Annotated in this window: 23 protein-coding genes and 1 pseudogene; 12 read left to right on the top strand and 12 right to left on the bottom strand. The window is 47.7% G+C overall.

All coding sequences use genetic code 11. The annotated features are described in order from the left end of the window. Positions 1–38: 38 nt before the first annotated feature. Both NC997_RS08670 and NC997_RS08665 read left to right on the top strand, forming a co-directional pair. Positions 39–2,810, top strand: coding sequence for a putative PEP-binding protein (locus tag NC997_RS08670; RefSeq protein WP_190527384.1), 2,772 nt, complete (start codon positions 39–41; stop codon positions 2,808–2,810). Between the two features lie 270 nt (positions 2,811–3,080). Beyond that, a complete protein-coding gene (locus NC997_RS08665) occupies positions 3,081–3,338 on the top strand; it encodes a hypothetical protein (RefSeq protein WP_190414119.1) in 258 nt (85 codons plus the stop codon). Here NC997_RS08665 and NC997_RS08660 read toward each other — a convergent pair. Beyond that, positions 3,335–4,507, bottom strand: a complete 1,173-nt coding sequence (locus NC997_RS08660) for a hypothetical protein (RefSeq protein ID WP_190527382.1) — start codon at positions 4,505–4,507, stop codon at positions 3,335–3,337. The two genes, NC997_RS08665 and NC997_RS08660, sit on opposite strands and share 4 nt — an antisense overlap. Before the next feature lie 351 nt (positions 4,508–4,858). Between NC997_RS08660 and NC997_RS08655 the strand changes: the two genes are divergently transcribed. Next, the gene (locus tag NC997_RS08655) at positions 4,859–5,665 is read left to right on the top strand and encodes a sugar phosphate nucleotidyltransferase (protein WP_190527563.1); all 807 of its coding nucleotides are present in this window, start codon (positions 4,859–4,861) and stop codon (positions 5,663–5,665) included. A 34-nt stretch (positions 5,666–5,699) separates the two neighbouring features. Here NC997_RS08655 and NC997_RS08650 read toward each other — a convergent pair whose 3' ends face one another. Both NC997_RS08650 and NC997_RS08645 read right to left on the bottom strand, forming a co-directional pair. After that, positions 5,700–6,371 (bottom strand): DUF1361 domain-containing protein, encoded by a 672-nt coding sequence (locus NC997_RS08650; protein WP_190527380.1) that lies wholly within the window; start codon positions 6,369–6,371, stop codon positions 5,700–5,702. 30 nt (positions 6,372–6,401) lie between these two features. Beyond that, a complete protein-coding gene (locus NC997_RS08645; RefSeq protein WP_190527378.1) occupies positions 6,402–8,723 on the bottom strand; it encodes an MASE1 domain-containing protein in 2,322 nt (773 codons plus the stop codon). A 256-nt stretch (positions 8,724–8,979) separates the two neighbouring features. Here NC997_RS08645 and NC997_RS08640 point away from each other — a divergent pair, with 256 nt between their 5' ends. Continuing rightward, complete coding sequence (locus NC997_RS08640; RefSeq protein WP_190527376.1) at positions 8,980–10,347, top strand: TldD/PmbA family protein; 1,368 nt, start codon at positions 8,980–8,982, stop codon at positions 10,345–10,347. A gap of 298 nt (positions 10,348–10,645) precedes the next feature. Here the strand turns inward: NC997_RS08640 and NC997_RS08635 are convergent, their stop codons facing one another. Continuing rightward, positions 10,646–10,810, bottom strand: coding sequence for a hypothetical protein (locus NC997_RS08635; RefSeq protein ID WP_190427042.1), 165 nt, complete (start codon positions 10,808–10,810; stop codon positions 10,646–10,648). A gap of 270 nt (positions 10,811–11,080) precedes the next feature. Between NC997_RS08635 and NC997_RS08630 the strand changes: the two genes are divergently transcribed. The 3 genes from NC997_RS08630 to dprA all read left to right on the top strand — a co-directional run bounded on the left by NC997_RS08630 (position 11,081) and on the right by dprA (position 13,743). Next, positions 11,081–11,884: an SAM-dependent chlorinase/fluorinase gene (locus NC997_RS08630; RefSeq protein WP_190527374.1), complete on the top strand. Its 804-nt coding sequence runs from the start codon at positions 11,081–11,083 to the stop codon at positions 11,882–11,884. A gap of 68 nt (positions 11,885–11,952) precedes the next feature. Then, complete coding sequence (locus NC997_RS08625) at positions 11,953–12,603, top strand: DUF2301 domain-containing membrane protein (protein ID WP_190527371.1); 651 nt, start codon at positions 11,953–11,955, stop codon at positions 12,601–12,603. A gap of 27 nt (positions 12,604–12,630) precedes the next feature. Further along, the gene (gene dprA / locus NC997_RS08620; RefSeq protein ID WP_190527369.1) at positions 12,631–13,743 is read left to right on the top strand and encodes a DNA-processing protein DprA; all 1,113 of its coding nucleotides are present in this window, start codon (positions 12,631–12,633) and stop codon (positions 13,741–13,743) included. Between the two features lie 46 nt (positions 13,744–13,789). Here dprA and NC997_RS08615 read toward each other — a convergent pair whose 3' ends face one another. Further along, positions 13,790–15,811 (bottom strand): serine/threonine-protein kinase, encoded by a 2,022-nt coding sequence (locus NC997_RS08615; RefSeq protein ID WP_190527367.1) that lies wholly within the window; start codon positions 15,809–15,811, stop codon positions 13,790–13,792. Between the two features lie 71 nt (positions 15,812–15,882). On the opposite strand from NC997_RS08615, the gene NC997_RS08610 reads away from it, so the two are divergent. The 3 genes and pseudogenes from NC997_RS08610 (at position 15,883) to NC997_RS08600 (ending at position 17,419) form a co-directional block, all read left to right on the top strand. Then, on the top strand, positions 15,883–16,053 hold the full coding sequence (locus NC997_RS08610; protein ID WP_190527365.1) for a hypothetical protein: 171 nt from the start codon (positions 15,883–15,885) through the stop codon (positions 16,051–16,053). Positions 16,054–16,074: 21 nt separating this feature from the next. Continuing rightward, positions 16,075–16,212 (top strand): annotated as a pseudogene (locus NC997_RS08605) (endo-1,4-beta-xylanase); the annotation flags it as partial. A 34-nt stretch (positions 16,213–16,246) separates the two neighbouring features. Continuing rightward, on the top strand, positions 16,247–17,419 hold the full coding sequence (locus NC997_RS08600; protein WP_190527361.1) for a GNAT family N-acetyltransferase: 1,173 nt from the start codon (positions 16,247–16,249) through the stop codon (positions 17,417–17,419). Positions 17,420–17,467: 48 nt separating this feature from the next. Here the strand turns inward: NC997_RS08600 and NC997_RS08595 are convergent, their stop codons facing one another. From NC997_RS08595 to NC997_RS08565, 7 genes are all read right to left on the bottom strand, one after another. After that, positions 17,468–18,676 (bottom strand): tetratricopeptide repeat protein, encoded by a 1,209-nt coding sequence (locus NC997_RS08595; protein ID WP_190527359.1) that lies wholly within the window; start codon positions 18,674–18,676, stop codon positions 17,468–17,470. A 266-nt stretch (positions 18,677–18,942) separates the two neighbouring features. Further along, positions 18,943–20,079, bottom strand: coding sequence for a Gfo/Idh/MocA family oxidoreductase (locus NC997_RS08590; protein WP_190527357.1), 1,137 nt, complete (start codon positions 20,077–20,079; stop codon positions 18,943–18,945). After that, on the bottom strand, positions 20,076–21,053 hold the full coding sequence (gene gshB / locus NC997_RS08585; RefSeq protein WP_190527560.1) for a glutathione synthase: 978 nt from the start codon (positions 21,051–21,053) through the stop codon (positions 20,076–20,078). The genes NC997_RS08590 and gshB overlap by 4 nt, the downstream gene beginning before the upstream one ends. 96 nt (positions 21,054–21,149) lie before the next feature. Further along, the gene (grxC, locus tag NC997_RS08580; protein WP_190414096.1) at positions 21,150–21,413 is read right to left on the bottom strand and encodes a glutaredoxin 3; all 264 of its coding nucleotides are present in this window, start codon (positions 21,411–21,413) and stop codon (positions 21,150–21,152) included. Between the two features lie 277 nt (positions 21,414–21,690). Then, positions 21,691–22,560 carry a 2OG-Fe(II) oxygenase gene (locus NC997_RS08575; protein WP_190414094.1) on the bottom strand — a complete coding sequence of 290 codons (870 nt, stop codon included), beginning with the start codon at positions 22,558–22,560 and terminating at the stop codon, positions 21,691–21,693. 157 nt (positions 22,561–22,717) lie between these two features. Continuing rightward, a complete protein-coding gene (locus tag NC997_RS08570; RefSeq protein ID WP_190527354.1) occupies positions 22,718–23,830 on the bottom strand; it encodes a PEP-CTERM sorting domain-containing protein in 1,113 nt (370 codons plus the stop codon). Positions 23,831–24,384: 554 nt separating this feature from the next. Continuing rightward, positions 24,385–24,741: a hypothetical protein gene (locus NC997_RS08565; protein WP_348257778.1), complete on the bottom strand. Its 357-nt coding sequence runs from the start codon at positions 24,739–24,741 to the stop codon at positions 24,385–24,387. A 312-nt stretch (positions 24,742–25,053) separates the two neighbouring features. Here NC997_RS08565 and NC997_RS08560 point away from each other — a divergent pair, with 312 nt between their 5' ends. Then, positions 25,054–25,218, top strand: coding sequence for a hypothetical protein (locus NC997_RS08560; RefSeq protein ID WP_348257777.1), 165 nt, complete (start codon positions 25,054–25,056; stop codon positions 25,216–25,218). 616 nt (positions 25,219–25,834) lie between these two features. Continuing rightward, positions 25,835–26,737 carry an MBL fold metallo-hydrolase gene (locus tag NC997_RS08555; protein WP_190414088.1) on the top strand — a complete coding sequence of 301 codons (903 nt, stop codon included), beginning with the start codon at positions 25,835–25,837 and terminating at the stop codon, positions 26,735–26,737. The last annotated feature ends 8 nt before the right edge of the window (positions 26,738–26,745 follow it).

Below are 26,745 nucleotides of genomic sequence, written 5' to 3'. Positions count from 1 at the left end.
GTTATGATGCATTGTTCCCTATTTACCCTTTCACCTGAGTGGAAAAACTCCACTGGCTCGACCAAATTCAACCCTTCGACCGCACCCTGGTAGGCGACAAAGCTTTTTACTTGAGCCGACTCATACAGCGTGGCTATCCGGTCGTGCCCGGTTTTGTCGTTCCGGCAACCGCAGCCCGTCAATTTCTCGAAAGCATTCAATGGTCGGCACCGCTTGGCTTAGACCTGCCCTATTCTTCGCTACATCTGGATGTAGATAATCCCCGCCAACTACAGAGCGTTGCTCAAACGATTCGGCAGGAAATTACAGCCGCTACGCTACCGTCGTCTTGGATGTCGGAGATAGAATCGGCACAAGCGCATTGGCAAACGAAGGTGCTGATTTTGCGCCCCTCTTTGGCTTTAGATCCGGCGTCTAAAGTTCAGGCAACCGGGGTGCTTTTACCAGAGTCTGGGCTTTTAGAATCCCACGTTTGTCTGGCGACGCCAGAGAGCTTGGCGATGGGTTTGAAGCTGGCTTGGGCAGAGCTGTTTCGTGCCAGAAGTTTGTTTTATTGGCACTGTTGGGGTATTCAGACTGCTCAGCTGAACTTGGCGATTTTAGTGCAACCCGTCTTAGATGCGATCGCTTCCGGGACTCTTCAAGCAACTCCAGAGTGCTGGGAAATTCAGTCAACTTGGGGGCTAGGCAAGGCGCTAGTCTTGGGAGAAGTGATTCCAGATTTCTACCAGGTGCAACCAGAAACGGGGGAAGTGCAAACTCGATATCTGGGCAGTAAAACCCGTGCTTATCGTCTTGAGAACTTTAGGGACGCCCAAACCGACACAAACAGCACGGAGAATTTCGCAAGCGCCCACCCTTCTCGATTAAGGGTAGATAATTGTCTAGAAGCGTATCTGCTCAACGAAGAGCAACAAAAATATTACGCCCTGGAAGAAAAACACTTAGATGTTCTCATTCAACTGGCGAAGCAACTGAGGACTGAACTCGGACCAACTTTTACTTTGGAGTGGACGCTCTCTCCAGGAAAAGAAAATGAAGGCAACCAGTTGTCTCTCACACAAGTCATCGTTGGGCACTCAGCAATGAGCTTGAAGGAGTCCAAAATTAAAGTAGGAGCGGTTAAGGAATCCTTACAGCACTCAATAGAGATCGGTCATTCCTCCTTGATGCTCGCTCCTTTATCCTTCTTTTCACCCCAGACTCAGCACCGCCTACAGGAAGGGAAAGTGCCTACAGTGCCAGAACCAGACCTAAAGCCTTTGATCGAAGGGCTGGGAGCGTCAGCAGGACGAACCATTGCGATCGCTCATGTATTAACCGATTCCAATCATCTCCACTTCCCGGATACCGATGGCGATGAAAACTCCCCTGTTAATGGGAAAATTTTAGTCGTCAAAAGCATTACTCCCGATCGGCTGGTACTGCTAAAACAGGCTGTCGCTGTGGTTGCCGAACAGGGTGCGATGACTTGTCACGCTGCCATTATTGCCAGGGAATTAGGCATCCCAGCGGTTGTGGGTGCTGTCGGTGCCACCCGGCTGATTCAAACCGGCGACGCCGTGCTAGTAGATGGTGACAAGGGAGCAGTTTATCGCGTTGAGGCTCAAGCAGGCGATCGGGAGAAAATTCTTCCGCACTCCTCTCTCTCCACCCCACACTCTGCACCCTTCACCCCGCACTCTGGACTCCCCACTCCACACGCTGCACTTTCCACCCCGCACTCTGGACTCCCCACTCCACACGCTGCACTTTCCACTCCTCGTCCCTCAGCCCTCAGCCCTCAGCCCTCAGCCCTCAGCCCTCAGCCCTCAGTCCTCAGCCCTCAGTCCTCAGCCCCCAGTCCTCAGCCCTCAGCCCTCAGTCCTCAGTCCTCAGTCCTGAGTCCTCAGCCCTCAGTCCTCGCCACTCAACTGCTGGTCAACCTCAGCCAACCCAGCAGTATCAAACGCGCGGCTCAGATGCCGGTGGATGGAGTAGGATTATTGCGCTCTGAGCTGATGCTGCTGGAAGTTTTGCAGGGACAACATCCTCAACGATGGCTCCAGCAGCAGCGTGAAGACGAGTTGAGGGAAATTCTTGCCCAACAACTGTGCCAGTTTGCCGAGGCATTTGCGCCTCGCCCGGTATTTTATCGCTCTCTAGATTTGCGATCGCATGAATTTCAATACTTAGTTGGTGGTTCTTTGGGGCACCCGGAAGCCAATCCGATGCTAGGGATGAGGGGAACATTCAGCTATGTTTCCAATCCCGCCTTATTCGATGTAGAACTGGCAGCTTTAGTACGGGTGCAGCAATTGGGATATACCAATGTCCGCTTGCTGTTGCCTTTTGTCCGCACGGTGGAAGAGTTTTCCTTCTGTCGCCGCCGCGTTGAACAAGCCGGACTCAGCCAATCGCCTCAATTCCAACTCTGGATCGTCGCTGAAGTGCCGTCGGTTCTATTTTTGCTACCTGATTACGTGAAAGCGGGCGTCCAGGGAATCTCGATTGGCACTAACGATCTCACCCAGCTGCTGCTGGGAGTTGACCGAGACCAAGCGCAGATGGCGGCGGCGTTTGATGAGCGTCATCCAGCAGTCACGCAAGCGATCGCGCAACTCATCCAAATGGCAAAACAGGCAGGAATTCCCTGCTGCATCTGCGGTCAAGCACCGGCTCAATATCCAGAGTTGATCGATCGGCTTGTGCAGTGGGGCATTCCCTCAATTTCTGTGGAACTAGATGCCGTTGAGCGAACCTATAACGCGATCGCTCGTGCCGAACAACGCCTTCTCTTAGCAGCCGCCCGTCGTCAGTTGAATCAATAAGTAGCGATCGGCAAAAATCTGGTAGAGACGGTTTCAAATCCACACCCACTTTTTGCCCTTTGTCTTAAGTCATCCTATTTTCAAGGGTTGTCTTTCAAGGGGTGTCTGCCAACCGATTTTTCTAATAATTCCCTTCCGAGAAAGTTTAATAGATACTACTTAAGGCTGTTGCGCTTTTGCTTCTAATCGTGAACAACTAAAGAGTATACCTATCATAGAATTCGTGTGGTTTCACCTTGGCGAAATCCACTCCTGCTGGAAGAGTACACAATGAGCCGCGTCGTTGTCTGTTTTTACAGTGGCAGATGGATTCCAATTATGTTTTGTCCCTTGGTAGAAGCGATCGCGTTTCACCAGAATGCACTAAAAGAGGGAAAGGAAATTTTTATTTTTCCCCCTAATTGCGATCCAAACGATTTCTTGAGTGACCTAACTTATATTCAACCCCCCGTCCTTGGGGAAGCGGGGGGGTTGACAAACTTAGCAATTTTGAAACCCTACGATCGCTCGCAGTCAATCGCTGATTAATAGCGGAAAATTGCTGCTACCGGAGCCTCATCCGGTACTTTTTCCGGCTCCACTGCATAGACTTTACCACCGTTCAAAATTGTATGAGTAGCGGCAAAATCCAACATATCTTCGTCGTCCGCTTGTGGTTCAGGGTGTAAATCTACGGTCATGGTTTCAGGGTCAAAGTGACCCCAGCGCTGCTCGCCGACCGCCACAAACAAAGAATCAACCCGGTGATAATAAGCAGATTGGATGATTTCTTTGATATCGTGGGATACTTTACTCGTATCGTTTCCAGCCAGTTCTTTGTATACCTCTACAACCCCCTCAATATTCTCTTGTAACAGAGGCTCCACAATCGGTAAAGCGAGTTCGTGCAATTCTTCTGGCTTGAATATTTCAGGATTTCCAGTAATCCCTTGCTCTACCAAATGTTGATAAGTATTCGCCTCTTTGTAAATCGGGAAAAGATACTCAACTCCCGCTAACACTAAAGGCCCTTTCTTATTCCGGAAGAAGTCGTGCAATGCACCATCAATCTGATGGAAAAATTGCAGGAGATCCTTCTTGATATCATCCTGATCCGGGCTTCCCTGCCCGTGGAAACTACCGGGTTGCTGAAAAGTATTGTTGGTTCCCCCTTTTGATGTGGCAATCCGGATCTGACCGTCCTTGGAAGTCGCGTCATATTGGAGAGCTTCATCCTTGCTTTTCGGCAAGTTTTCAATATGCACCTCTTTGACCGTAGTGCGCGTTGCCTGAAGCAGCCGGACATCCTTTTGGCTAAGGGCTAGGATGTAGAACCGTCCATCGTTGTTGACGATAGGCAACAGCGGCTTAATATGAAAGCGATCGCTAACGATTACCAATTCTTCAACATCAACGGGAAGCTGGTAGTAACGAAAGACTTCGGGAGAGATAAAAATTGCCACCCCCTCGCCTTGGTTTTCTTCCCAAAACTCAAGGCTATCAATCGCATTCGCTTGCTCAAGCCATGTCATCGCCTCATTGTGGTCAATCCCCATTTCCTCCAAGCGTTGCTCAGCCTCACGCATGAGATTCTTGAAGCGAATCGGATTTTGTCGAATCTCTGGCCCTGCCTTTTCCATCGGCATATAAATCGAGATACAGGGACTAGCGGAATTTTCTATCAAACTTTTTAATTCATCAGTAGACAATAACGGCATCTGATTGGACTCCTTTCAAAAATATTCAGAAAGGACGACAAAAATTGGCAATCTCTAAAGAAAGATATGGCGGAAAAGGCCATACAGGAAATCCGCCCTTCTAGGGAAATAATTATGGTTGCGGCTGCGGGAAATTCTTAAATGCAAAACCCAACCTAAATTCATTTCAGACTAAGACAGGTGCGATGCCATCTTTCTTTTGATAGGAACTTTGGCTCACACCTGACCAAAATCCCAGCAAAATCCCAGCAAGTCTTTATCTGTCAAAAAGATTCAGGGAGAATAATAAGATTGAGGGTTTCCCTGTTCCATTCCACCGCAATCGGCATTTTTATGATTGATAGCGATCGCATTCACCAGCGGGAAGTCATTGGACTGCTACCAGCAGGAGGGCAAGCAACGCGAATCGCCCCCTTACCGATGAGCAAAGAGCTGTACCCGATTGGATTTCGTCCGGTAGATAGCGGCAGTGGCACCTTACGCCCCAAAGTCGTGAGTCATTACCTACTGGAGAAGATGCGATTAGCTGGGATTAAGAAGGCATACGCCGTGCTACGCCCAGGAAAATGGGATATTCCGGCTTATTTTGGGGACGGCACCCTGCTAGACATGAACCTCGGCTATCTGATGCTGGGGTTGCCTTATGGCGTTCCTTATACCTTGGATCAAGCCTATCCCTTCGTGCAAGACGCGGTGGTAGCACTGGGCTTTCCCGACATCCTTTTTCAGCCTGAAGACGCCTTTGTGCGGTTGCTGGCACGGCTTGCGGCTGGGAATGCCGATGCAGTTTTGGGATTATTTCCGAACGATCAACCTCATAAAGCCGGGATGGTTGATTTTGATGCCCAAGGACGAGTCCACTTCGTGGTCGAAAAACCACCGATTAGCGATTTAAAGTATATGTGGGCGATCGCGGTTTGGACGCCAGCTTTTACCCAGTTTATGCACGAGTATCTCGCTGCAATCCAAGCTGGGCAAGTGCCACAGGCGAAAGAGTTACCGATTAGCGATGTGGTTCAGGCGGCGATTGACAGCGGCTTGCGGGTGGAAGCCGAAACGTTTCCGGATGGAACCTACCTGGATATCGGCACCCCTGCGGATCTTGTGAAAGCAGTTCGTCAATTTGCGGCTGATGAGATTGATATCCAAATTGATTGATTCTCTCTCGGCTTAGCTTGAAAGAAGCAAAGGCTTAAGCTGTCGGGGAGTCCGTATGATTTTGATTGGATGGCGGCTGGATACCTTTTAACCGCCTTCGCAAAATTATCCCCAAAGTCACCTGCTTCATCAGCCAGTACAAGCCAGAAATGATGACAAAGGTGACAACCATAACCACCACAGGCCATTTGCCCACTAAGTCATCCAGTACGCTAGTAAATACGGCATCCGGTTGAGTAACAAAATCCCAACTGTTGAAGCGTAGGAATCGCCCTAAATAAATGCCAATGGCGCTAAGACCATGCAAAGTTAGCTCCATCCAAAGAATGTATTTACTACGTTCGTGGCGATGTAAATAGTAACCTAGATTAATTAAAGATATAACGTAAGCTTCAAAGCCAGCCAGGATAACTAACAAATACTGGGGGATGAGAACTAGCGTAATCATCCACACCGAGTAGTTGGCGCGAATATCATGAATCAAGTGAATGATATCTGTCAACAAATAGGGCGCATTCGGCAAAAACGCGATAAAAACTAAGACTCCCGCCCACCAGATCGGCGAGCGCTTTTGCCTGCTGCGAAATAGCCAAATACTCAAAAGCAGAGGTACAAACGCCAAAAACAGATTCCACGTCATCCAGTCCAGATTGCGGGACAAAATCCGCAATATATTGGAAGTCCAGCGAACCAGCTCAAATTTCATACGCGCTGTCTGATTGTTGAATCAGCAGTTTTAGTTCACATTTTCATTGAAGCTACCAGTATAACCACTGGTTTCGCGATGACCACTCTGCCGCAGGGGGATGACGATCTGGAATGTTGCCCCTAATCCTGGCTGCGATAGACAGATGAGCTGTCCCCGATGATTTTCTACCACAATTTGATAGCAAGTCGATAAACCTAAGCCGGTGCCTTTGCCGACTTGTTTGGTGGTAAAAAATGGTTCAAAAATATGGTTTTTGACTTCCGGAGTCATGCCGATGCCATTGTCGGAAATTTCAATCTGCACCTGAGTGGGTGACAAAATTTGGGTGGTGAGGGCGATCGCAAACGGCTGAGGTGAAAATCCTGAAAGGGTAATTTCATCCTTGACCTTTTCTTCCTCTTTCATTCTTTCTTCTAAGGCATCAATGGCATTACTAAGCAGGTTGAGAAACACCTGATTGAGTTGTTTCGGATAGCACTCCACGAGGGGTAAGTCACCGTAATTTTTAACCACTTCGATGCCTGGATGTCCCGGACGCGCTTTCAGGCGACGCTGTAAAATCAGCAACGTACTATCGATGCCTTCATGAATATCCACCGGCTTCATATCGGCTTCATCCAGACGGGAGAAGCTGCGTAAGGATATCACAATCTGACGGATACGTTCTGCACCCGTTTTCATGGACTCTAGAAGATTCGGTAAATCCTCAATCACAAAGTCCAGTTCAACCGTTTCGCTATACGCTTGAATCGCCGGGGGTAGGGTGGGATAATTTTGCTGGTAAAGGTTCAGGATGTCGAGGAGGTCTTGAATATAAGCAGTAATATGGCTAATATTGCCAGTAATAAAGTTAATGGGGTTATTAATTTCATGAGCAATTCCTGCTACTAATTGCCCCAAGCTCGACATTTTTTCAGCTTGAATTAATTGTTGTTGGGCTAGTTTGAGCGAGGTGAGCGATCGCGCGAGTTCATTATTCTTTTCTTCTAACTCCAGAGTTCTTTCGGTTACTTTCCGATCGAGATTGTGGGCAAGTTCGAGTAATTGAGCTTCCGATTGCAGCAGTGCTTGCTCGATTCTTTTTTGTTCTGTAACGTCTTGAATCGTGCCGATGAGTCGAGCGGCTTTCCCTCCTTGCTCCTGAATAATTTTGCCAGTGCCGTGGACAATGCGCTCAGAACGATCGGATAAAACAACTCCAAAGTCAGTGCTGAAGGCTTGCTTGAAATACGATGCGGCGTCTATCAATTCTCTGACCCGTTCTCGGTCATCTGGGTGAACGGATGTCAGGAATCGTTCCATACTTGGCTCAAATTCTGCTGGTGAAAAACCCAAGATGCGATAAAGTTCATCCGACCATCGCAGTTGTTGTTTAACCAAGTCTAAATCCCAGTTACCGAGATGGGCGATCCGTTGGGCGTTGGCGAGACTGGCTTCGCTAGCGCGTAGTGACGCTTCAGCTGAGGCGCGTTCCGCAACCGCCGCCCCCAAAACCAAAGCAGTGACTGCGATAACGCCCATGAAGGCTTGTAAAAATTGCAAAGCTTGGTCGGTATTAATGGCAACTGCCGCAAACGGCCCATCCCCCAAGGCGGTGCCCCAGATAGCAATGCAGGAGACAAGTAGAGTTGCCAGTACAGCGCCTTGCTGATTAAATCGGAGGGCTGCCCAAGCGACCAAAGGGAAGGGCAAGTAGGCAAGGGGATAGTGAGCGATCGCTGTAGCAGTTTTGGCGAAGAAAACTGACTGGGTGACGGTTGCAAGCAAAGTCAGCAAAAGCATCGCCTCGATGATTCGCTCTCGTCTTGTGTCTAAGCGAGGAAGGACACTCCAAGTCAAGATCGCCGGGACTAACACTAAAACTGCCATGCCATCTCCTAACCACCACGTCCACCACGTCGTCGCATAGTCGCTCCAAGGGATAAGATTTGCCCAGCAAAGAGTCGTCAAACCCAGAGTGGAAGCGACTAGAGTAGACAGCATCACAGACAAGCCGAGAAAACCGAAAACATCTCGCAGGCGATCCAGAGAGGGGCGCAAACGAATCGAACGAAGCAACGTGACCCCGACTAGAGCCTGCAAGGTGGTAGCCAAGCTGCCAGCAATGGCAACAGATAGGGGTACGTGCAGAACTACTTTGGCAAATAAAAATTCACCTAGCACGACTCCAGGCCAAAGCTTTCGCCCCCCGATAAACAGCACGCCTTGGGTAATCCCCGCCGGAGGCCAAACCGGCGTTACGTACTTATTCAACACCGGAAGCGCCAGTGATAGTTTTGCTGCACCAATGTAGATGGCAGTCAGTATGGCGACGCTGGCTAAGTATCGCCAAAGCCGAGTTTGGGACATAATACGGCGGTTTAGGGGTTCAAAATGCGAGATGTTTTCTCCTTGCAACCATAATCCGCTGAGCTAGATGTTGCAAAGGTAAATATAGACAAATTTTTAACTGAAGGGAGAAATCCGATAATTAATCTGATTTCACCTTCGGTTTAGTACAAATTAAGCAATAATCCAGTGCCAATCGATTTAAGCAGCCTGCCCTAACAATCGCCTAGAATCCCTATCAGGGGCTAAATAAAAGGATTAAAAAGTGGAAACTTCTATGCAAGATCGGTTGCAGGCAGAGATCGCTCCTTATCGCACAGCGGTAGATTATCTAGAAATTCGCTTAGAACAAAGTGAGTCTACCTCTATCTCCTTTCGCGGTCATCAGCTGGATGCCGTAGATCGTAACTTTACCCTGGCTGGGGGCATTCGCGCTTGCCACAAGGGCGGCTGGAGTTTTGTCACTTTCAATGGTTTAGCCGAGTTGAAAGACCGGATTGAAGAAGCGGTTGCTCAAGCGCATCTGGTCGGAAAAGAAACGACGATGCTAGCGCCAGTGGAACCCATTCAAGATTATGTGGCGGTGGAAATCGGGCGCGATCCACGTGGGGTTTCTCTGGCAGAAAAGCGGCGGTTATTGGAGGGATATAACCAACTGCTGCTAGATTTTGACCCCCGAATTCAAACGACAATGGTGAATTTGCGCGATCGCTTCGGCATCACCTATTTTGCCAATTCTCTCGGCACCTGTATTGCCCAAGAACGGTTGGATGTGTCGGGTCGGTTTGGGGCGATCGCTCGTGATGAAGGTTCTGCCCCTCGCCAAGGCTTTGAATCTGTGCATTCCCGCACCGACTATAACATTCTCGAAGGAATTGAAGACCAGGTACTGGGAGCCGCCAAACGTGCTGTCGGTCAGTTGGAAGCAAAATCAGTGAAAGGAGGACAATATACGGTCGTTCTCGACCCATACCTTGCGGGTGTCTTCATTCACGAAGCCTTCGGACATCTTTCAGAAGCAGATTTTGTCTACGAAAACCCCCGGATGCAGGAATTGCTAACTCTAGGCAAACCCTTAGCCATCAAGCAACTGAATGTGGTTGATGATGCCACGATGCCCGATTTACCTGGTTCTCTCAAGTATGACGATGAAGGCGTCCCGGCCCAGCGCAAATATTTAATTAAAGACGGCATCCTCACCCAGCGCTTGCATAACCGCGAAACTGCTGGCAAGCTGCACGAAGCTCCCACCGGCAACGCTAGGGCACTCAACGCGACTTATCCTCCGTTGGTGCGGATGACCAATACCGGCATTGAAGCAGGGGAACACTCCTTCGATGACATGATTGGGGATATCGAGGAAGGCGTCTATGCGGTGCGGATGCTTGGCGGACAAACCAACGGCGAGATGTTTACCTTTGCCGCTGCTGAAGGCTATATGATTCGCAATGGCAAGATAGCTGAAAGAGTGACTGATGTCAGTCTGACTGGCAATGTCTTCCAAACGCTTAAAGATATTGAGGCGATTGGGAACGACTCCATCTATATTAATGGCGGGTGCGGGAAAGGCGGACAAATGCCGCTACCCGTGAGTGTGGGGGGTCCCCATCTGCGAATTAAAAATGTCGTGGTGGGCGGTCGCTAGGAGGAACCGGGAAGCTATGAAGAATTCTCTCCCTTTCTCCAATGACCCATTACCGTATAGCAATTCTAAATGATTCGTGAACGCGAGATCCCCGACTTCTTAGGGAAGTCGGGGATCTGAATCGATAGACGCTCTAATCAAAAAGGGGATGCCGTTTACTAGCGGCATCCCCTTTTGTTTTATTTAATTAACGTGCATAGCATGGCATTTGTGGCGGTTTTGCCCCAGTATACTTGCACGGAAACAGCAGACTCCGAAGGCTCGGTATTTGAGACTGAGAGTATTGCTTAATTCAGGTTTAGTGGAAGTAGTTGGCTTCCGCTTCCAACTGGCGAATCAAAGCTTCGTCACCTTTGGCTCTGGCAATTTCTAGACGATGCTGCAAGCTTTTTTGAATATTTTCGCGGTGAGCCGCAGCCGCATTTTTCTGGTTATCTTGGCGTCTTCCGTTCATAATGGACATTTTTTTTAAGCGACTTGAGGTATCTGCTACTTATCTAATATAACCTAAATACCCAAAAAATGGTAGTTTTTGTTACAGAATATTCATAGTTTGTTAGCTAGCGTTAAGGGTTGAGGCTGTGGAACGAATTAGGGTCTGGGAGCGATCGCCCTTGCTGAAGGTAAGCTAGACTCTGAAAACGTTCAAAAAAGACGTTCAAACCATCGCGCGTTCTGGCCGCATCAACAGCATCGCACCCGCGCTTGGCACAAAGAATCCTTCTTAACAAAGATGTATGACAACCGGATCGTTACTCTGACGAGCGATTTTGGCTTAAGTGATGTTTATGTAGGGGTGATGAAAGGCGCGATCGCCCAAATCAACCCGACGCTGACGGTGGTGGATCTCACTCATGAGATTCCCCCTCAGAATCTTACAGCCGCAAGATTTTGTTTAATGAATGCCTACCCTTATTTCCCAAAAGGGACAGTGCATATTGCTGTTGTCGATCCGGGAGTGGGGAGTAGCCGCAGAGCGATCGCAGTTAAACTTGCAGATGGTTTCCTGGTGGGACCCGATAACGGGCTATTTAGTGGCATTCTGAGTAATAGTGGGGTTTTTCCGTCCTTACCAGAAATTGCCGCCGTCGAACTCACGAACCCCGACTATTGGCGCGCAAGCGAAGCCAGTTCAACGTTTCACGGTCGAGATATCTTTGCCCCCGTAGGTGCCCATCTTGCCAGCGGCGTCCCTCTAGAACAACTGGGAGACGCTATCGATTTAGCCAGCTTAGTTCAACTGCCCATCCCTGAATGCACCCAGACAGAGGCGGGTATCACGGGTTGCATTCAGTATATCGATCGCTTTGGCAACTTAATTACAAATATTCCAGGTACCTTCGTCCAAGGAAAAATTTGGTCTGTGGTTGTGGGATTTAGGCTACCCAGTTGCCAGACTTATAGCGACAGTCCAACCGGAGAAGCGATCGCTTTAATTGGCAGTCACGGTTGGGTCGAAATTGCCGTCAATGGAGGCAATGCTCAGTCGCAACTGCAACTAGACTGGGGAGATGAGGTGCTTCTTCATCTGGATTAATTCAATTCCTAATCGGGATTTATACATCCGCATCGCTGATATTGTATAGCAATTTTCGGATAGGTTTTATGACTCAGTTAAATGCGTCAGATTCGGCAGTTTATCAAGGTCAGTTTGGAGAATTTACGATAACCGAGAGCGATCGCACTGGAGTGATCGTTTACCGTAGCGGCTTAATGGTAGCGGCTTTAAGCTTTGCTTTAGGTAGCTTTCTGGTGCTAAAGACAAACATGGGATTGTCACTCCTGACCCCACTGTACGCTTGTTTTTGTTTGGCATTGGGCGTCAGTTTATTTACAATCCATATTTACCTAGAACCGCTACACAGGCTCCTTCAAGCTTTTTGGGCAATTGGTGTTTTATCAGCGACAGTGTTGGCGCTGCAAAGTAGCGAACCTCTTGCCCTATATGTCTACAATCACCCAATAACCCTTTTTGGAGTCGGCTTCACCTTTGCAGCATTAACGGGGATTTACTTCAAAGAAGCCTTTTGCTTCAACCGTCTGGAAACTAAAGTTCTCACGCCTTTGCTGCCAATGTTACTGTTGGGACACCTGACGGGTGTATTGCCAGTGTCAGTAGAACGGGGATTATTGGCAGTTTGGGCAATTCTATTTGTCATCTTTGCCTTGCGTAAGGTTGTCCAAGAAATTCCACCGGATATTGGTGATAAGTCAGTGTTTGTCTATCTCAAACAACAGCATTCGGCGAAGGCTTGAGGAAAGCGATTAAACGCCCTATATCTTATGGAAGAACGTGCCTTCTGGCTAGCATGGTCGCAAATCCCTGGAATTGGCCCTATTTTGCTCAGGCGCTTGCACCAGCATTTTGGCACGCTCAGTGAAGCCTGGAAAGCCAATCCAGCCGCCTTGAGGGAGGTGGAGGGGTTTGGGCGTCAAACGGTTGAGGGGGTGATAGAGAAGCGATCGCGCCTGCATCCCCAACAATTTTTAGAAGAACACTTGGTAAAAAATCCCTGTTTCTGGACGCCAGCAGATGCTGATTATCCCCGCTTACTTCTAGAGACGCCTACCCCACCGCCAGTGCTGTATTATCGCGGCAAAGTGCAACTCAAAGAAAATCATGGCATTACGCCAACGATTGGCATTGTCGGTACTCGCCAACCCTCTGAATATGGCAGACGCTGGACTGGCAAAATCACTGCTGCATTGACGAAAAGCGGCTTCACGGTTGTTTCCGGCATGGCAGATGGCATTGATACGGAAGCGCATCGCGTTTGTATAGAAGCTGGGGGACGGACGCTGGCAGTTTTTGGTACTGGCGTGGATGTTGTCTATCCTTGGCGCAACAAGTCCCTATACGAACAAATATGCGATCGCGGGTTAGCGCTGAGTGAGTATCCGGCTGGCACCCAACCGAAGCGCGAACACTTTCCCCCCCGCAATCGGATTATCGCCGGGTTGAGTCGTGCGGTGCTGGTAATGGAAGCGCCTACGAGATCCGGTTCATTAATTACTGCTGATTATGCCAATGAATTCTGTCGAGATGTCTATGCTTTGCCTGCAAGGTTGGACGATCGGCAGTCGCTGGGGTGCTTAAAATTAATTAGTAAGGGAGCGACACCTTTTCTGGATGAAAATCATTTATTAGAGATGCTGGGAGCGATTCCAAAACTCGATCCAGTGCAACAGCTAGACTTATTTAATCAGCCTCCCATACCAGACTTAGAACCAGAACTCAAACAAATTTGGCAAGCCATTTCTTCAGAACCGACGGCTTTTGATTTAATTGTGCAGCAAACGGGTAAGCCAGCTAACTCAGTCTCCAGTGCGCTGTTGCAGTTAGAACTTATGGGGTTAGTGTCGCAATTGCCGGGGATGAGGTATCAGCAATCTTAAGCGCGATCGCTACCCTTACCATTCCCAAATCGAATGTCTTAAATTGCTACTGCACTCGCCAAATTTTGATACTAAAGTCCTGACTTCCACTCGCCAGCGTCCGTCCATCGCGGCTGAAAGCCAGGGAAACAACGTTGTTAAAATGTCCTTTAAGAGTGTAGAGTTCCCTGCCAGTGTTTGGATTCCACAATTTAATCGTATCGTCCATACCACCACTGGCAAGGGTTTGCATATCTGGGCTGAATCTGACAGCATAAACCGCTTTTAAATGTCCATGCAACGTGCGAATTTCCTGCCCATTATTCAAATTCCACAATTTAACCGTATTATCCCAACTGCCACTCGCTAGCATCTGTCCATCTGGGCTAAAGGCAACCGAATTAACATAGTTGGAATGCCCATGCAACGTGCGAATTTCCTGCCCATTATTCAAATTCCACAATTTAACCGTATTATCCCAACTGCCACTCGCTAGCATCTGTCCATCTGGGCTAAAAGCAATAGAAACAACCCAGTTAGAATGCCCACTTAAATTGTGAATTTCCTGACCTGTTTTTAAATCCCATAATTTAATCGTATTATCTAAACTGCTACTCGCTAAAATCTCTCCATTGGGACTGAATACGACAGAAACAACCTGGCTCGAATGCCCGATTAACGTGCGAACTTTATCTGCTTTTTTAAGGTTCCACAATCTAATCGTGTTGTCCCAACTGCCACTAGCCAGAATTTGTCCATCTGGACTGATGGCAACAGCACCCACTGACTTTGAATGCCCCTTCAAAGTGTAAATTTCCTGGCCCGTGTTCAGATTCCACAATTTAATCGTGTTGTCTAAACTCCCACTAGCCAGCATCTCTCCATTTGGACTGATGGTGACAGAAGCAACCGACTTTGAATGTCCCTTTAAAGTGTTCGCTAAAGCAAATTTTTTTCTAAAAATTGGTTGATTCGGACTTAACGTTAGATTACTAATTGAAAAATTATTTAGATTGGCGTGTTTAAAATAACTATATCCAAATAACAATAATATTAATGTGGTACTACCTGCTAAAACTTGATTTAAAAATTTGTTTCTAACCAGTGTAACCGCTGAAGACGTAATTTTAAAAGGGTTATTACTTCTAGGCGGCGCTACAGATATTTTAGGCGTTAAATTTTGCGGACTCCGCATCAAATCATGAATAACCTCGTCTACCGAATGGTAGCGGCAATCAACATTTTTTTGCAATAGCTTATCTAATATATTAACCAAATTACTACTAATTGAATATTTTATGTATTTCCGCCACTGACAAACCCAATCGTAGCCATAATCAAGAAATAATAAGTGGGGATTGACATTACTTAGCAAATGAAAACAAGTTACACCTAGACTAAATAAATCGCTAGCTGGATAAACTTCACCCCCTTGCATTTGTTCGTAGGAAGTATATCCGAAAGAACCAATTTTTGTACCTCGTTGAGTTGCCTTTATTGCTGTTAACTGCTTAGCTGCACCAAAATCAATCAGTACTAGCTCCCGCTTTCCTCCCCTTGTTAAGCGGCAACGCATAATATTTTCGGGTTTGATATCTCTGTGAATTACATTTTTGTCATGAACGAATTTGAGAACAGGTAAAATATCCAGTAACATCTCTCGAATTTGTTTTTCACTGAAAGCACCTTGTTGTTCCAACTCCTGCAATAAATCCTGCCCATCGATAAACTGCTGCACTAAATATAAATAATTTCCTTCTTCAAAATAGCCATAGAGCGTAGGAATCTGCGGATGATGTCCCATCTCTTGCAGACGCTTTGCCTCTTGTTTAAACAGTTGAATAGACTTGTTGAGTGCCGCAGTTCCCTGCACTTGGGGTCTAAATTGCTTGACAACGCAGGGTTCATTCATCCTATCTATGTCTTCTGCCAGATAAGTTCTACCAAATCCTCCCTCATTGGAAATAAGCTGGATAATGCGATAGTGTCCTCTCAGCAACGGCATGAGTTTTGCCCCGCAACTTCGGCAAAACTTTGTCGTATCAGGATTTAGAGGATTCTGACAATCAGGGTTGAGGCAACAGCTCATAGGTAGAAGATGCAACATCTGGTTGAGTCTATGATAAATGTGCCCCTCAATTTTCTCTGTAGAATTCAAGCATGAAACGCCAATTTTTATTAGCTTTAATGCTTGTGACGGCTACAGTTTTGATGCTTTTTCTTGGGCACGGTGCGATTACGAAACCAGCAAACACGGCGACTATTTCACTGCGATCGCTAGCAGGCACACGAGAAATAGGCATTGGTATGGCGGTGGCGATGCAACCCTGATGTCACGATTCTACCTATCGGGAGGTGGTGGCGCGTGAGTTCAATCCCATCGTGGCAGAGAATAGGATGAAGTTTCAGGCAGTTCATCCAGAACGCGATGTCCTCCAAGGACGACCTTCGGTTCGCTTCGATTTCACAGACGCAGATGACTATGGCTGATCGTAAAAAATTAATCAGCAATTAGCAGCCTAATATGACAACTAACTTTGAATTCGGCACGATTTCTAACCCTGAAGAAGCTAAACAGCTTGGGCAAATATTAACCCAGTGTTTCAATTCACCGCCAGATAGCTGGCAGATGTATTTGAATCGGATTGGTTTGGAGAACTTCCGCGTCATCCGCCAAGGAGGGCAGGCGGCTGGGGGCTTAGGCATTTTCAACATGGGTCAGTGGTTCGGAGGTTCTCGCGTACCTATCGCCGGAATTGCCGCCGTGGGCATTGCGCCAGAGCATCGAGGCACAGGGGTAGCAGCGGCGCTGATGACTAATATTGTTAAGGAGTGTCACGCCAAGGGAATTCCCCTATCGACGCTCTACGCCTCTACCAGCGCCCTTTATCGGAAAGTGGGTTACGAACAAGCTGGGAACTATTGTCGTTTGACGGTGCCGACAGATACGATTTTGCTAAAAGATCGCACATTGCCGATGCAGCGCGTGGAAGCGACTCACCACGAATTTCACGAACTCTACCGTCAACGAGCGATCGCTTCCAGTGGCAACTTGGATCGCCACCAAGCCATTTGGCAAGGCATTGTCGAGTCCCCAGAAGACGTGATTTACGCCTACCGGATTGGCTTTGAAGACAAAGCAGAAGGTTACATCATTTTCAGCCAAAAGAGGGGCGACACAAGCTATCACCTTGAAGTCAGAGACATGGTGGCATTAACACCAGCAGCAGCACGTCGTTTGTGGACTTTCTTTGCCGATCACCGTTCTCTTGCAGACAAGGTGATTTGGCAAGGTCAGGCAGGAGACCCGCTTTTGTCTTTACTCACAGAACAAACTTACAAAATTGCCCATTTAGAACGATGGTTGGTGCGAGTCGTTGATGTGCCAAAAGCACTATCAATGCGCGGCTATCCGATTGGGTTAGAAGCCGAATTGCATCTTGAAATTCAAGATAATGTATTGCCCGATAACAATGGAAAATTTGTTTTGGCAGTTTCCGGCGGACGCGGTGAAGTGACAAGAGGCGGACGCGGTGAATTACGGTTAGATGTGCGAGGCTTATCACCTTTATTCACAGGGTTACTGACAGCTCATCAGTTACAAACGATTGGAAAAATTGAAGGGGATGCCGATTCTTTATTGACCGCCATGCTGCTCTTTGCCAGTCCCGAACCGTGGATGCCAGATCATTTTTAGCGGCTCATTAGTTAGCAGCAAGGTAGGCAATGGCTATTATCCTACTAGCTACAATTCACCAATCATTTTTTTGAACCGCTCATGTTGCCAAATTCGATAAAAACTTGATTCATTTTTGGCATAGGTTTTAAATGTATTGGGATCGAGATTAATTGCCTGTTCTAGAGCATCAAGCGCTAAAGAAGCTTTGCCTTGTAGGGCACAGAAGCAAGCTTTGTTATACCAAGCATAAGGGTAGTGAGGATTGATTTCGATGGCTCTGTCACAACAGGCGATCGCTTCTTCGTATCGTTGCAATGCAGCGAGTGCCCCACTCCAGTCAGTCCAGATAGCGGGGTTATCTGGTTTGAGGACAATTGCTTGCTCGTAGGAAGCGATCGCTTCTTTATACCGTTGTAGGCTTCCTAACGCCCAGGCTCGGTGATGCCACGCTTCCCAAAAATCGTGTTTTAGTTTAATGGCTTTGTCATAGGAAGCGATCGCTTCTTCGTACTGTTGAGATTTAAGTAGCTGATTGCCTTTTTCGTAACAAGCATGATGCGGACTCATTACTCTGCGAATTAGTAAAAAAACACCAATTGCTGCTACTAATAAAATGCCAGAATCTGCGTTGAAAGATGCGTATCCCTTCCATACCAATTCCATTGGAACACCAAGCAGTGCCCCAATTGTAAAAGCTGATTTCCAAAAAAGCAGATTTAACGGTTTTACGAATGAGAGCAGAATGAAGAGGGCAATAATTCCATATTTGCTCAGCTTTCTCAGTTTAATTTGAGTTTGATTCGGCAACCACGGCTCGATAATGCCATAACCATCCAGCGGCGGAATTGGCAGAAAGTTGAACTGAATAACGGAAATTTGTAGAATAATTAGGAATGCTAAAGCTGGTCCAATCCAGTGTTCGCTGAATGGCGTCACCCAACCCAGCCAAAAGGGAATCGTGAGCAATAAAGTCACGATTACACTAGCGATGGGACCCGCTGCGGAGACAGCACTTTTCCACCAACGATTGCGTAATTGGCTTTGATTGATGTAAACTGCGGCACCCGGTAAGGCAATCCCACCGATGAGAAGAAAGACGACGGGCAGAACCAAACTCAAAGTTGGATCGGTATATTTGAGGGGATTCAGGGTCAAATACCCCTTATCTTTAACTGAGGTATCCCCGCCCCAATAAGCAACTACCGCATGACCAAACTCGTGTATACAAACAGACACGATCCAGCCAAGACAGACGAAAACTGCGACAGGTAACATTGCTGCCCACCCTGAGGAAAAGCGGTTGAAAAGATGTTTTAATCTAACTCAGTCGCGAGGCAAATGGCAAAGTTGCAACGCGATCCGGTTCGGGTTAAATACGTTTAGATAAATCAGTATTTGAAAGAAGATCCCCCAACCCGCTGATAAATTGGGGGCGATGAGAAAAAAATCTCCTTTTTCAGGAGGCGAAGGGGGTGCAAATAGGTTGCCTCAAAACGTTAACTTAACTGTATTTGAAGCTTAATCTCCTACGTTGACTGTCGCTATGAGCGACTGGCCAGGAAAGTGTCCAAACTTGGCACATCCACCCAGCAACCCGTCTGATGGGATTCATGGGCTAAATCCATTAACAGCTGGGAATAAACTCCCTCTCGCAGCGATGGCGCGATCGCTTTCCCGGCGTCAATTGCTTGCACCCAGTTGTCTACAACTCGGATAAAGGGTGCCAGACGCCCATCCGTATAGGTTTGGGGAAACGCCAGCCGATGCGGAATTTCTACTTCAGCGAGCGGTTTACCCGCAGGTGCCGCCCAGAGGCGAAAACCATGTACGTAATCTTTCTGATTTTCACTGCCTAAGACTAACGTACCGCGATCGCCATAGACTTCGATCCCGTGCGTCCGGGATGCATAAACCACCGAACTGATACACAGTTGGCAAGGCGTCCCATCCGCCAGTTCCAGCATCAGCATACACGTATCATCCGCATCCACCGGCTTCATTTCACCCGTGTTCGAGTCTGGACGAACAGAGATTCCTGTAATCAGCTGGGCACACAGTCGCCGCACGGGTGCAAACAACCAGCGAATGTAATCAAAAGCGTGAGAACCGACGGCTCCCAATGCTCCTCCTCCCTGGTCTTTCCGAGAATACCAGTTCCACGGGCGCGTGGCATCGGCACGACTCGACACCAGCCAATCAATCTTGATCAGGCGCTGTTGCCCCACATACCCTTCTGCTAAAAGTTCCGCAAATCGCTGCCATGCGGGGACAAAGCGAAATTCAAAATCGAGGGTAGCGATCGCGCCCTTTTCTCTCGCCCACTGATACAACTGACGTGCCTCAGTCGCTGACAGGGCTGTGGGTTTTTCTAATAATAGATGCTTCCCAGCTTGCAACACCGTCTTCGCCATTTCATAGTGCAAAAAGGGCGGCGTTGAAATACTGACAGCGGCGACATCTGGCAAAGCGACGATTTTTTCTAGGGTGTCGCAAGCATGGGGGATATTCTGGGCAGAAGCGATCGCTCTCGCTTTATCCAAATCCCGGTTGTAAACGGCAACCACCTGAGTACGCGGATGTGCCTTGAATCCTGGGATGTGGATTTTCTGACCAAATCCAGTCCCTACCACTGCCACGCCAATCGGATTCGATGCTTGGGCTGAATTGCTGAATGTCATGCAGGGTTTTCCGAGCTAAACTTTTCCACCCATTCAATCACTTGATAGCCGAGACGGGTGCCATCAAGTCGATCAATTTCCCGGATGCCAGTAGGACTGGTGACATTCACTTCCGTGAGGTAGCCGCCAATCACATCAATCCCAACAAAAATTAAACCATCCCGTTGCAGTGTAGGAGCCAGTTGGGCGCAGATTTCGCGCTCTCGTTGGGTAATTTCCGTCTGAGCGACTCTACCCCCGACTGCCATATTGCCGCGAAATTCCTTCCCTGTAGGAATGCGATTCACGGCTCCAATCGGTTCGCCATTGAGCAGGATAATTCGCTTGTCTCCCTCCTTAGCGGCAGGTAAGTAAGTTTGCACCATCACCGGAACTCGTGCCTGAAGGGTACTGAGTTCTATCAGGGAATTAAAGTTGCGATCGCTCGGATCTAAAAATAAAATCCCTTCCCCTGCCTTATTTCCTAACGGCTTCAGGATTGCTGCCCCTTTGGCCTCTAAAAACTGCCGGATCACCTGCTTATCCGCACTGACAATCGTTTCCGGAATCGCCTCCTTAAACTGGAGTGCGTACATCTTCTCATTTGCCGCCCGCAACCCATTGGGGGCGTTGATGACCAAGGTTTTCGCTGGATCGATATAGTCCAGAATGTAGGTGGCGTAGAGGTAAGGAACGGTCACTGGCGGATCTGTTCGCATGAAAACCGCGTCCATTGCCTCCAGCGGTTGCAAGACGCGATCGCCTACAGAAAACCACCGCGACTCCGCCACCCAGCGTCCTTCCACCAGCTGCACCGGCGTCAGTTGCACCGGCTCCAGCAACGCCCAAGCCTTGCCATCCCCCACACTCAATAAATTCGCCTGAGTAATCCAAACTTCGTGTCCCAGTGCTTGTGCTGCTTCCATCAGCGCCACACTGGTATCGTGACCGGGATCTAGGCGTTCGATGGGGTCAATAATAAAAGCAAGTTTCATGTTAGCTATCAGCTTTTTGTCTTTTGTCCATTGTCCGCTGTTCGCTGCCCGTTGTTCGCTGTCCGTTGTCCGCAAACAGCCACTCAGGACAAATGACTATGCTGATTGCAGGAGTGGATCGAGCTTACCTTGAGCTTCTAGCGCATAGGTATCATCGCACCCCCCAATATGCCGATCGTTGATAAAAACTTGAGGTACGGAACGCCGCCCACTTGAACGTTTTGCCATCTCCGCCCGTGCCGCCTCATCCCCATCAATGCAGTATTCGATATAATCAACCCCTTTTTTATCGAGCAAAGCCTTGGCACGGATGCAGAAGGGGCAGCTGCTCCAGGTATAAATTTCCACTTTAGGAGCCATCTTGTCCTCAAATATTAAGTAATTTTTCTTGATCTTAGTCTAGTCAAACCCATCTATATTTTGTTTTCCGAGTAAAGTTTACTGAAAATCTTGGCTTGCTTAGTTAGCACGTCCCGTACCGGAAGTCCCGCTCCATCCTAAAAAGCTCCCCGCTTAATCAAAGCGGAGAGCTTCTTGTGGAAGTTTCCCAAAAATCAATCCTTAAGGGAAAATAGCCATTGAATATTGCTTAGCGCTGAAGCTAGAGAAAGAAAATCTAGCTGAAGGCGCAAAAATATCAACGTCGAACCCATCCGTTAATCGTAAAGCGACTATCTGCGAAGGCTTTTGAGGGACATTGCACAGGTAATACTTCATGCATATAACGACTGAGAAAAAGCACAATGCTATTATTACGAGGCTCAACTGTTTTAAAGGAATCAGCCTTCACGTAAAAGTTATTTTCAATCTTGCTGTCATAAATTAGTAGCTCTCCACCAGAGAAAGCTTTGGGTTCTCGGTAAAAGTAGTAAACATAGGTTAATTCTCTGGTAGCAGTATCAGGACTACCATTATCATTGTGAACTTTGTAGTAATTTCCATCATTGTGAGAGGTTAATTGTGACTCAATTTGAGATACAGGAAATGATGGAATCCCTAATTTACTAAATATATCCGGTAAAATTGCTCGCAGGCGATTGACTATCCGTTCTGAAAACTCAGGGAAAGAGTAGAGAGCCATAGACCGACGATAATCAGTCGCATCGGTTGAAATGCTGGTAGGTACAAAGGCTGGCTCTTTTTTAAACACATAGTCGAGTAGTTGTTTGTGTTCCTCTTGAGTCAGAAAATTGTCAATTTGCACGTAGGGAGAAGCTAAAACATCCGTTGGTTGAGGTTTAAGTTCCTCTTGCATCACAAAAACAGAGGGTTCAGTAACTACACCAACCAGATGTTCGCTTGGAAAACACAGAGAAGCGCGACCCTCATCAATCGGAATCTGGAACAACCCATAAAAACCATCTTCTTGCTTATAAGAGCGAGCCACAACAGTTTTTAACAGATTTTCTAGCATAGGGGCGTCTGACTTTAGAAAGACAGTGTATTGATGTCCCCCTGCCAAGAGAAGTTTGACTTTTATCTCTTTGACTTCAACAGATGTTTCCATAAGTTTTCCTACTTTCACATACCTATCGCATTGAGATTTTTGGCTTGAAGTAAATTCACCCTGAGCAAAAGCTTCTCACCGTATCGTAAGTGAGAAGCTCTTTTTGAAATATGTATCTCTACAGAAGGTAAAACAGTCGCTTAACTAGCTCTTAACGCTACTGTGCGTTTGTCTTCCGTCTTTTGCCAAACCGCATGGCTGCAAAACTTGTCAGCATGAGTGCGCCCACTGTACTGGGTTCGGGTACTGGTCTAGGGTTACTCTTAGTGCCGCCGCCGGTGCCGTTAGAGCCGGAACCGTAGTCAATCCCCGTACCGCCATTGCTGTAATCGACGCCAGTGGTGCCACCTGGTGTTGGTGCTGGGGCTGGAGCTGGAGCTGGGGCCGGAGCTGGAGCAGGTGCCGGAGCTGGAGCTGGGGCCGGAGCTGGAGCAGGTGCTGGAGCTGGTGCCGGAGCTGGGGCCGGAGCTGGAGCAGGTGCTGGGGCCGGAGCTGGAGCAGGTGCTGGGGCTGGTGCCGGAGCTGGGGCCGGAGCTGGAGCAGGTGCCGGGGCTGGTGCCGGAGCTGGCGCGGGTGCTGGCGCGGGTGCTGGCGCGGGTGCTGGCGCGGGTGCTGGCGCGGGTGCTGGCGCGGGTGCTGGCGCGGGTGCTGGTGCTGGCGCGGGTGCTGGGGGAGCGGTTGCGATTAGTTTGCTGCTTCCCTCACGACTATTTCCGGTGCCTACGCTCATCACGCGCACTCCGAAGTCCTGACCATAAAACTGAGCAAGGGTTAAAGCTGTTGTGGCATGGGACAGGGTAAAAACGGCCGTTTGAAAGTCGTCCTTACCGCCCTTCAAACCTGTGTCACCAATTTCTATACCAAATTCAAATGAGTGATTGCCTCCATCGCCATTCAAATTAGCTTGACCAACAGTGCTAAGGTTGCCGCTGGTGTTATAGGCAGTCGTGGTTATTAATTCGTTTTTACCTGTTTGGTTCTGACCAACTACGCTCAGACCGCTTAGGAGCGAGTTATCAAGAATGTTGAAGAAGACTCCACGTAGGTCGGCAAACGATACCTTCGTGTCAACACCAATTGTAAACTGAACTTTGCCTGCGCCTGCTGCGGTGTCATCCAAAGTAAAGTTGACCTTCGCCGCAGAACCTGTGAAGGGAGAGGCGCTAAAAGTCATAGAGGCAGCATGGGCTGGGGAAAATGCAGAAGATGCGATCGCAACACCAGCAGCCACGAAGGAATAACTAAATAGAGTTGGGATTGTCCTTTTCATTGTAATTAAAACCTTTACCAATTTAAGAGTGAACTGAAGTTGCGTTATGGAATCTGCGATCTTTGCACTACAGTGCAAGGTTGTATATCACAGGATGTTTAAACATCAATGAAATGCCTTGAACCTGTAGATTTCCCCTGATTTTTCTGAAAACTAATTATGTTTCCTTTGCTGTTACATCTACTGTAGAGAGTATTTTTTTGCTTGTCTATCGATTTTTTAAAACTTCTTCGTATCTTTATTTAAACTCAATCTTTGAGTAAATTTTTGCTGAAGCCGGAGCATTTCGCTAGGCACTTACCTATAAGAGGTACTACGCTTTAAACTGATAACCTTAACCTGAAACCTTTGCCGGCCAATCATTTTAGCCTGTAATTGCAGAATTCAAGGTTTTGCAATTACCGCAAAAAATCGAGCTTCAATATTAAGTGTTCCACATTTATAGGGGTAACGTCTTCAGCAGAACTACGCACTTATTTAGGTAATACAAATCCTAAAAAAGCCTTTATAAGTATTTACCGAATTAAAATACGAGGTTGAATATTTTAGGCAGGTTACTTTATCGCCAAAATTATAAGTAAATGCTTTTTGGCACTGATATCAATACGGATTGATTTAGCTAGTCGCGAAATCAATCCTGCTTGCTTTGAGTATTTACCGAAGGTAAGCAGCCTTCTCAAGGGTAAGTATGCGAAGCCCTGAAGTGGTATTACTGCTATACAGAGATTCGGTTTAGCTAAAATAAACAACGCTTCAAGCAAGTTCTGAGACCACTTCACCTGAATGTCGCCACAGGTAAATTGCTGAAAGCCCTTGCTGACAAGACTTGTGCTATCCAAAACCTGAAATCCAAAATCTAAAGTGGGATGAGACAGCGCAGTTATAGCGGTTCTCGCTGGTATTCCCTGCAAGGCTGATGTTCGGACAAATATATTGTTCGCCTCTCCAGCGTGTACTCAACGGAGAAGGGCTATTGTCTTGCTATCGACTTGAGCAATCTTGTTAAAGGCAATCGTAGTAGCAAGCTAGGTGCCCCTCGGACTAGGCAAGCAATAAATACAATGATTCAGAGCTTACAAGACCTGGCAGAGGCTGGTAGCGGGTAGATATCTTTCCTTGCCGAATGCGGATGCGTATACCAGGCTCACGAAGGCTGTTGAGGAACCAGACCTTCTAGGCGCACGCTAGATAATCAGTGACACCAGAAGTGGAAGAGGTGACTGATGAAAGCACCTGAGTACCAGAGTGCCCTTTACAAAAAGCGCTTTTTTGATGGCTTTATATTTTGCTCTGATTCTGATTCTGATATAGATGAGCTGCATTCCCAAAGAACGCCCTCAATCGCCCTCAATCCATATGTCGGCAACGAGTTCAGGAGAGCGTTGTGATTCTCAATCAACTCTTACTAAAAAAGTTTCACTCAACTAAGCGGCAGGCAATCTAGACTCAGACTTGGTAAGATCGATATAGAGAGGGAGAGATAATCTGCTCCTCTTAGGAAATTTTGCTCTCCAGGTGTGCAACTTCATCTGTCTACACAAGGCAAGTTTTATCCTCTAGCGACTTGTTTATATTTTGAAGGTGAGCTAGATCACAGATTACTGTTGCACAAGTGCCAGACGTTTTTACGACTAAACTGCTAAGCTTTTTAAATTAATCCAAAAGCTAGCGTCCTCCTAGTTTGGATGCGTGTCCTACCAGAGGCAATAGCGTAACTTAAAAAGTTTCCGTAAAAAACGCTTGCAAAAGCGGCATCTGTAATTATGCCAGGGAGCAGTTTTGAGTCATACTCAAATAGAAGAATAGGGTCTTCTGCCGGATCACTCTCTACGTCAGCCGCTGAATTGTTGAGCCTGGTTGAGCAACCAAGGCTTTTTGAGATTGGCTGGACTTTCCTCAAGCAAGCACGGTCCCAATCTCGTGCAGGCTTCTGGCATCAAACTATATGAACAATCAGTAAAACCTTTTTGATGACCCGCGATCGGAATCCTACAGGCAACACCCATGTCTAGCATGCAAAACCTATTCACAATTCACTTTTGGGGAGTAAGAGGAAGTATCGCCTGTCCGGGGCCGGAGACAGTCCGGTATGGCGGCAATACGCCTTGTGTTGAGATGAGAGTGGGTGGTGAACGCCTGATTTTCGATGGCGGCACTGGCCTACGAGTATTAGGGCAATCCCTGCTATCTCAAATGCCGGTGGAAGCTTATATGTTCTTCACCCACTCCCACTGGGACCACATTCAAGGGTTTCCTTTCTTTGTTCCTGCTTTTATTAAGGGGAATCGGTTTCATATTCATGGAACGGTTGCTCCGAACGGTTCGACGATTGAGCAGCGCCTGCGCGACCAAATGCTCCACCCAAATTTTCCCGTGCCTTTACAAATCATGGGAGCCGATTTGAAATTCTACGATTTGCCAATCGGGCAAAAGGTACAAATTGGAGAAATTACAGTCGAAAATGCCCTGTTAAACCATCCTGGGGAAGCTGTGGGATACCGCGTCAACTGGCGGGGTTGCGCTGCCGCCTACGTGACCGATACAGAACACTCCCCGACTCGCATGGATGAAAAAGTTTTGTGGCTGGCTCGGAATGCAGATGTCCTGATTTATGATGCTACCTACACGGATGAGGAATACGACTCACCCAAATCTTCTAAAGTAGGTTGGGGACATTCGACCTGGCAGGAAGCCGTGAAAGTAGCTCGTGCCGCGAATGTGAAAAAACTGGTAATTTTCCACCACGATCCGCTGCACAATGATGATTTTCTCGATCGGGTTGGCGAACAGGTGGCGCAAGAGTTTCCCGAAGCGATAATGGCGCGGGAAGGCTTGTCAATTCAGCTAGTGCCACAGAATCATCTGCCAAATGCGATCGCTGTCCAAGAAGCGGGCGTTTCTGCCTAAATTGGTCA

It is taken from the genome of Trichocoleus sp. DQ-A2 (assembly GCF_039961915.1).
In the GTDB taxonomy this organism is placed as follows: Bacteria; Cyanobacteriota; Cyanobacteriia; order Cyanobacteriales; family FACHB-T130; genus FACHB-T130.
Note: the sequence above shows the minus strand (reverse complement) of the source record. Positions and strands in the feature narration are given on the sequence as shown.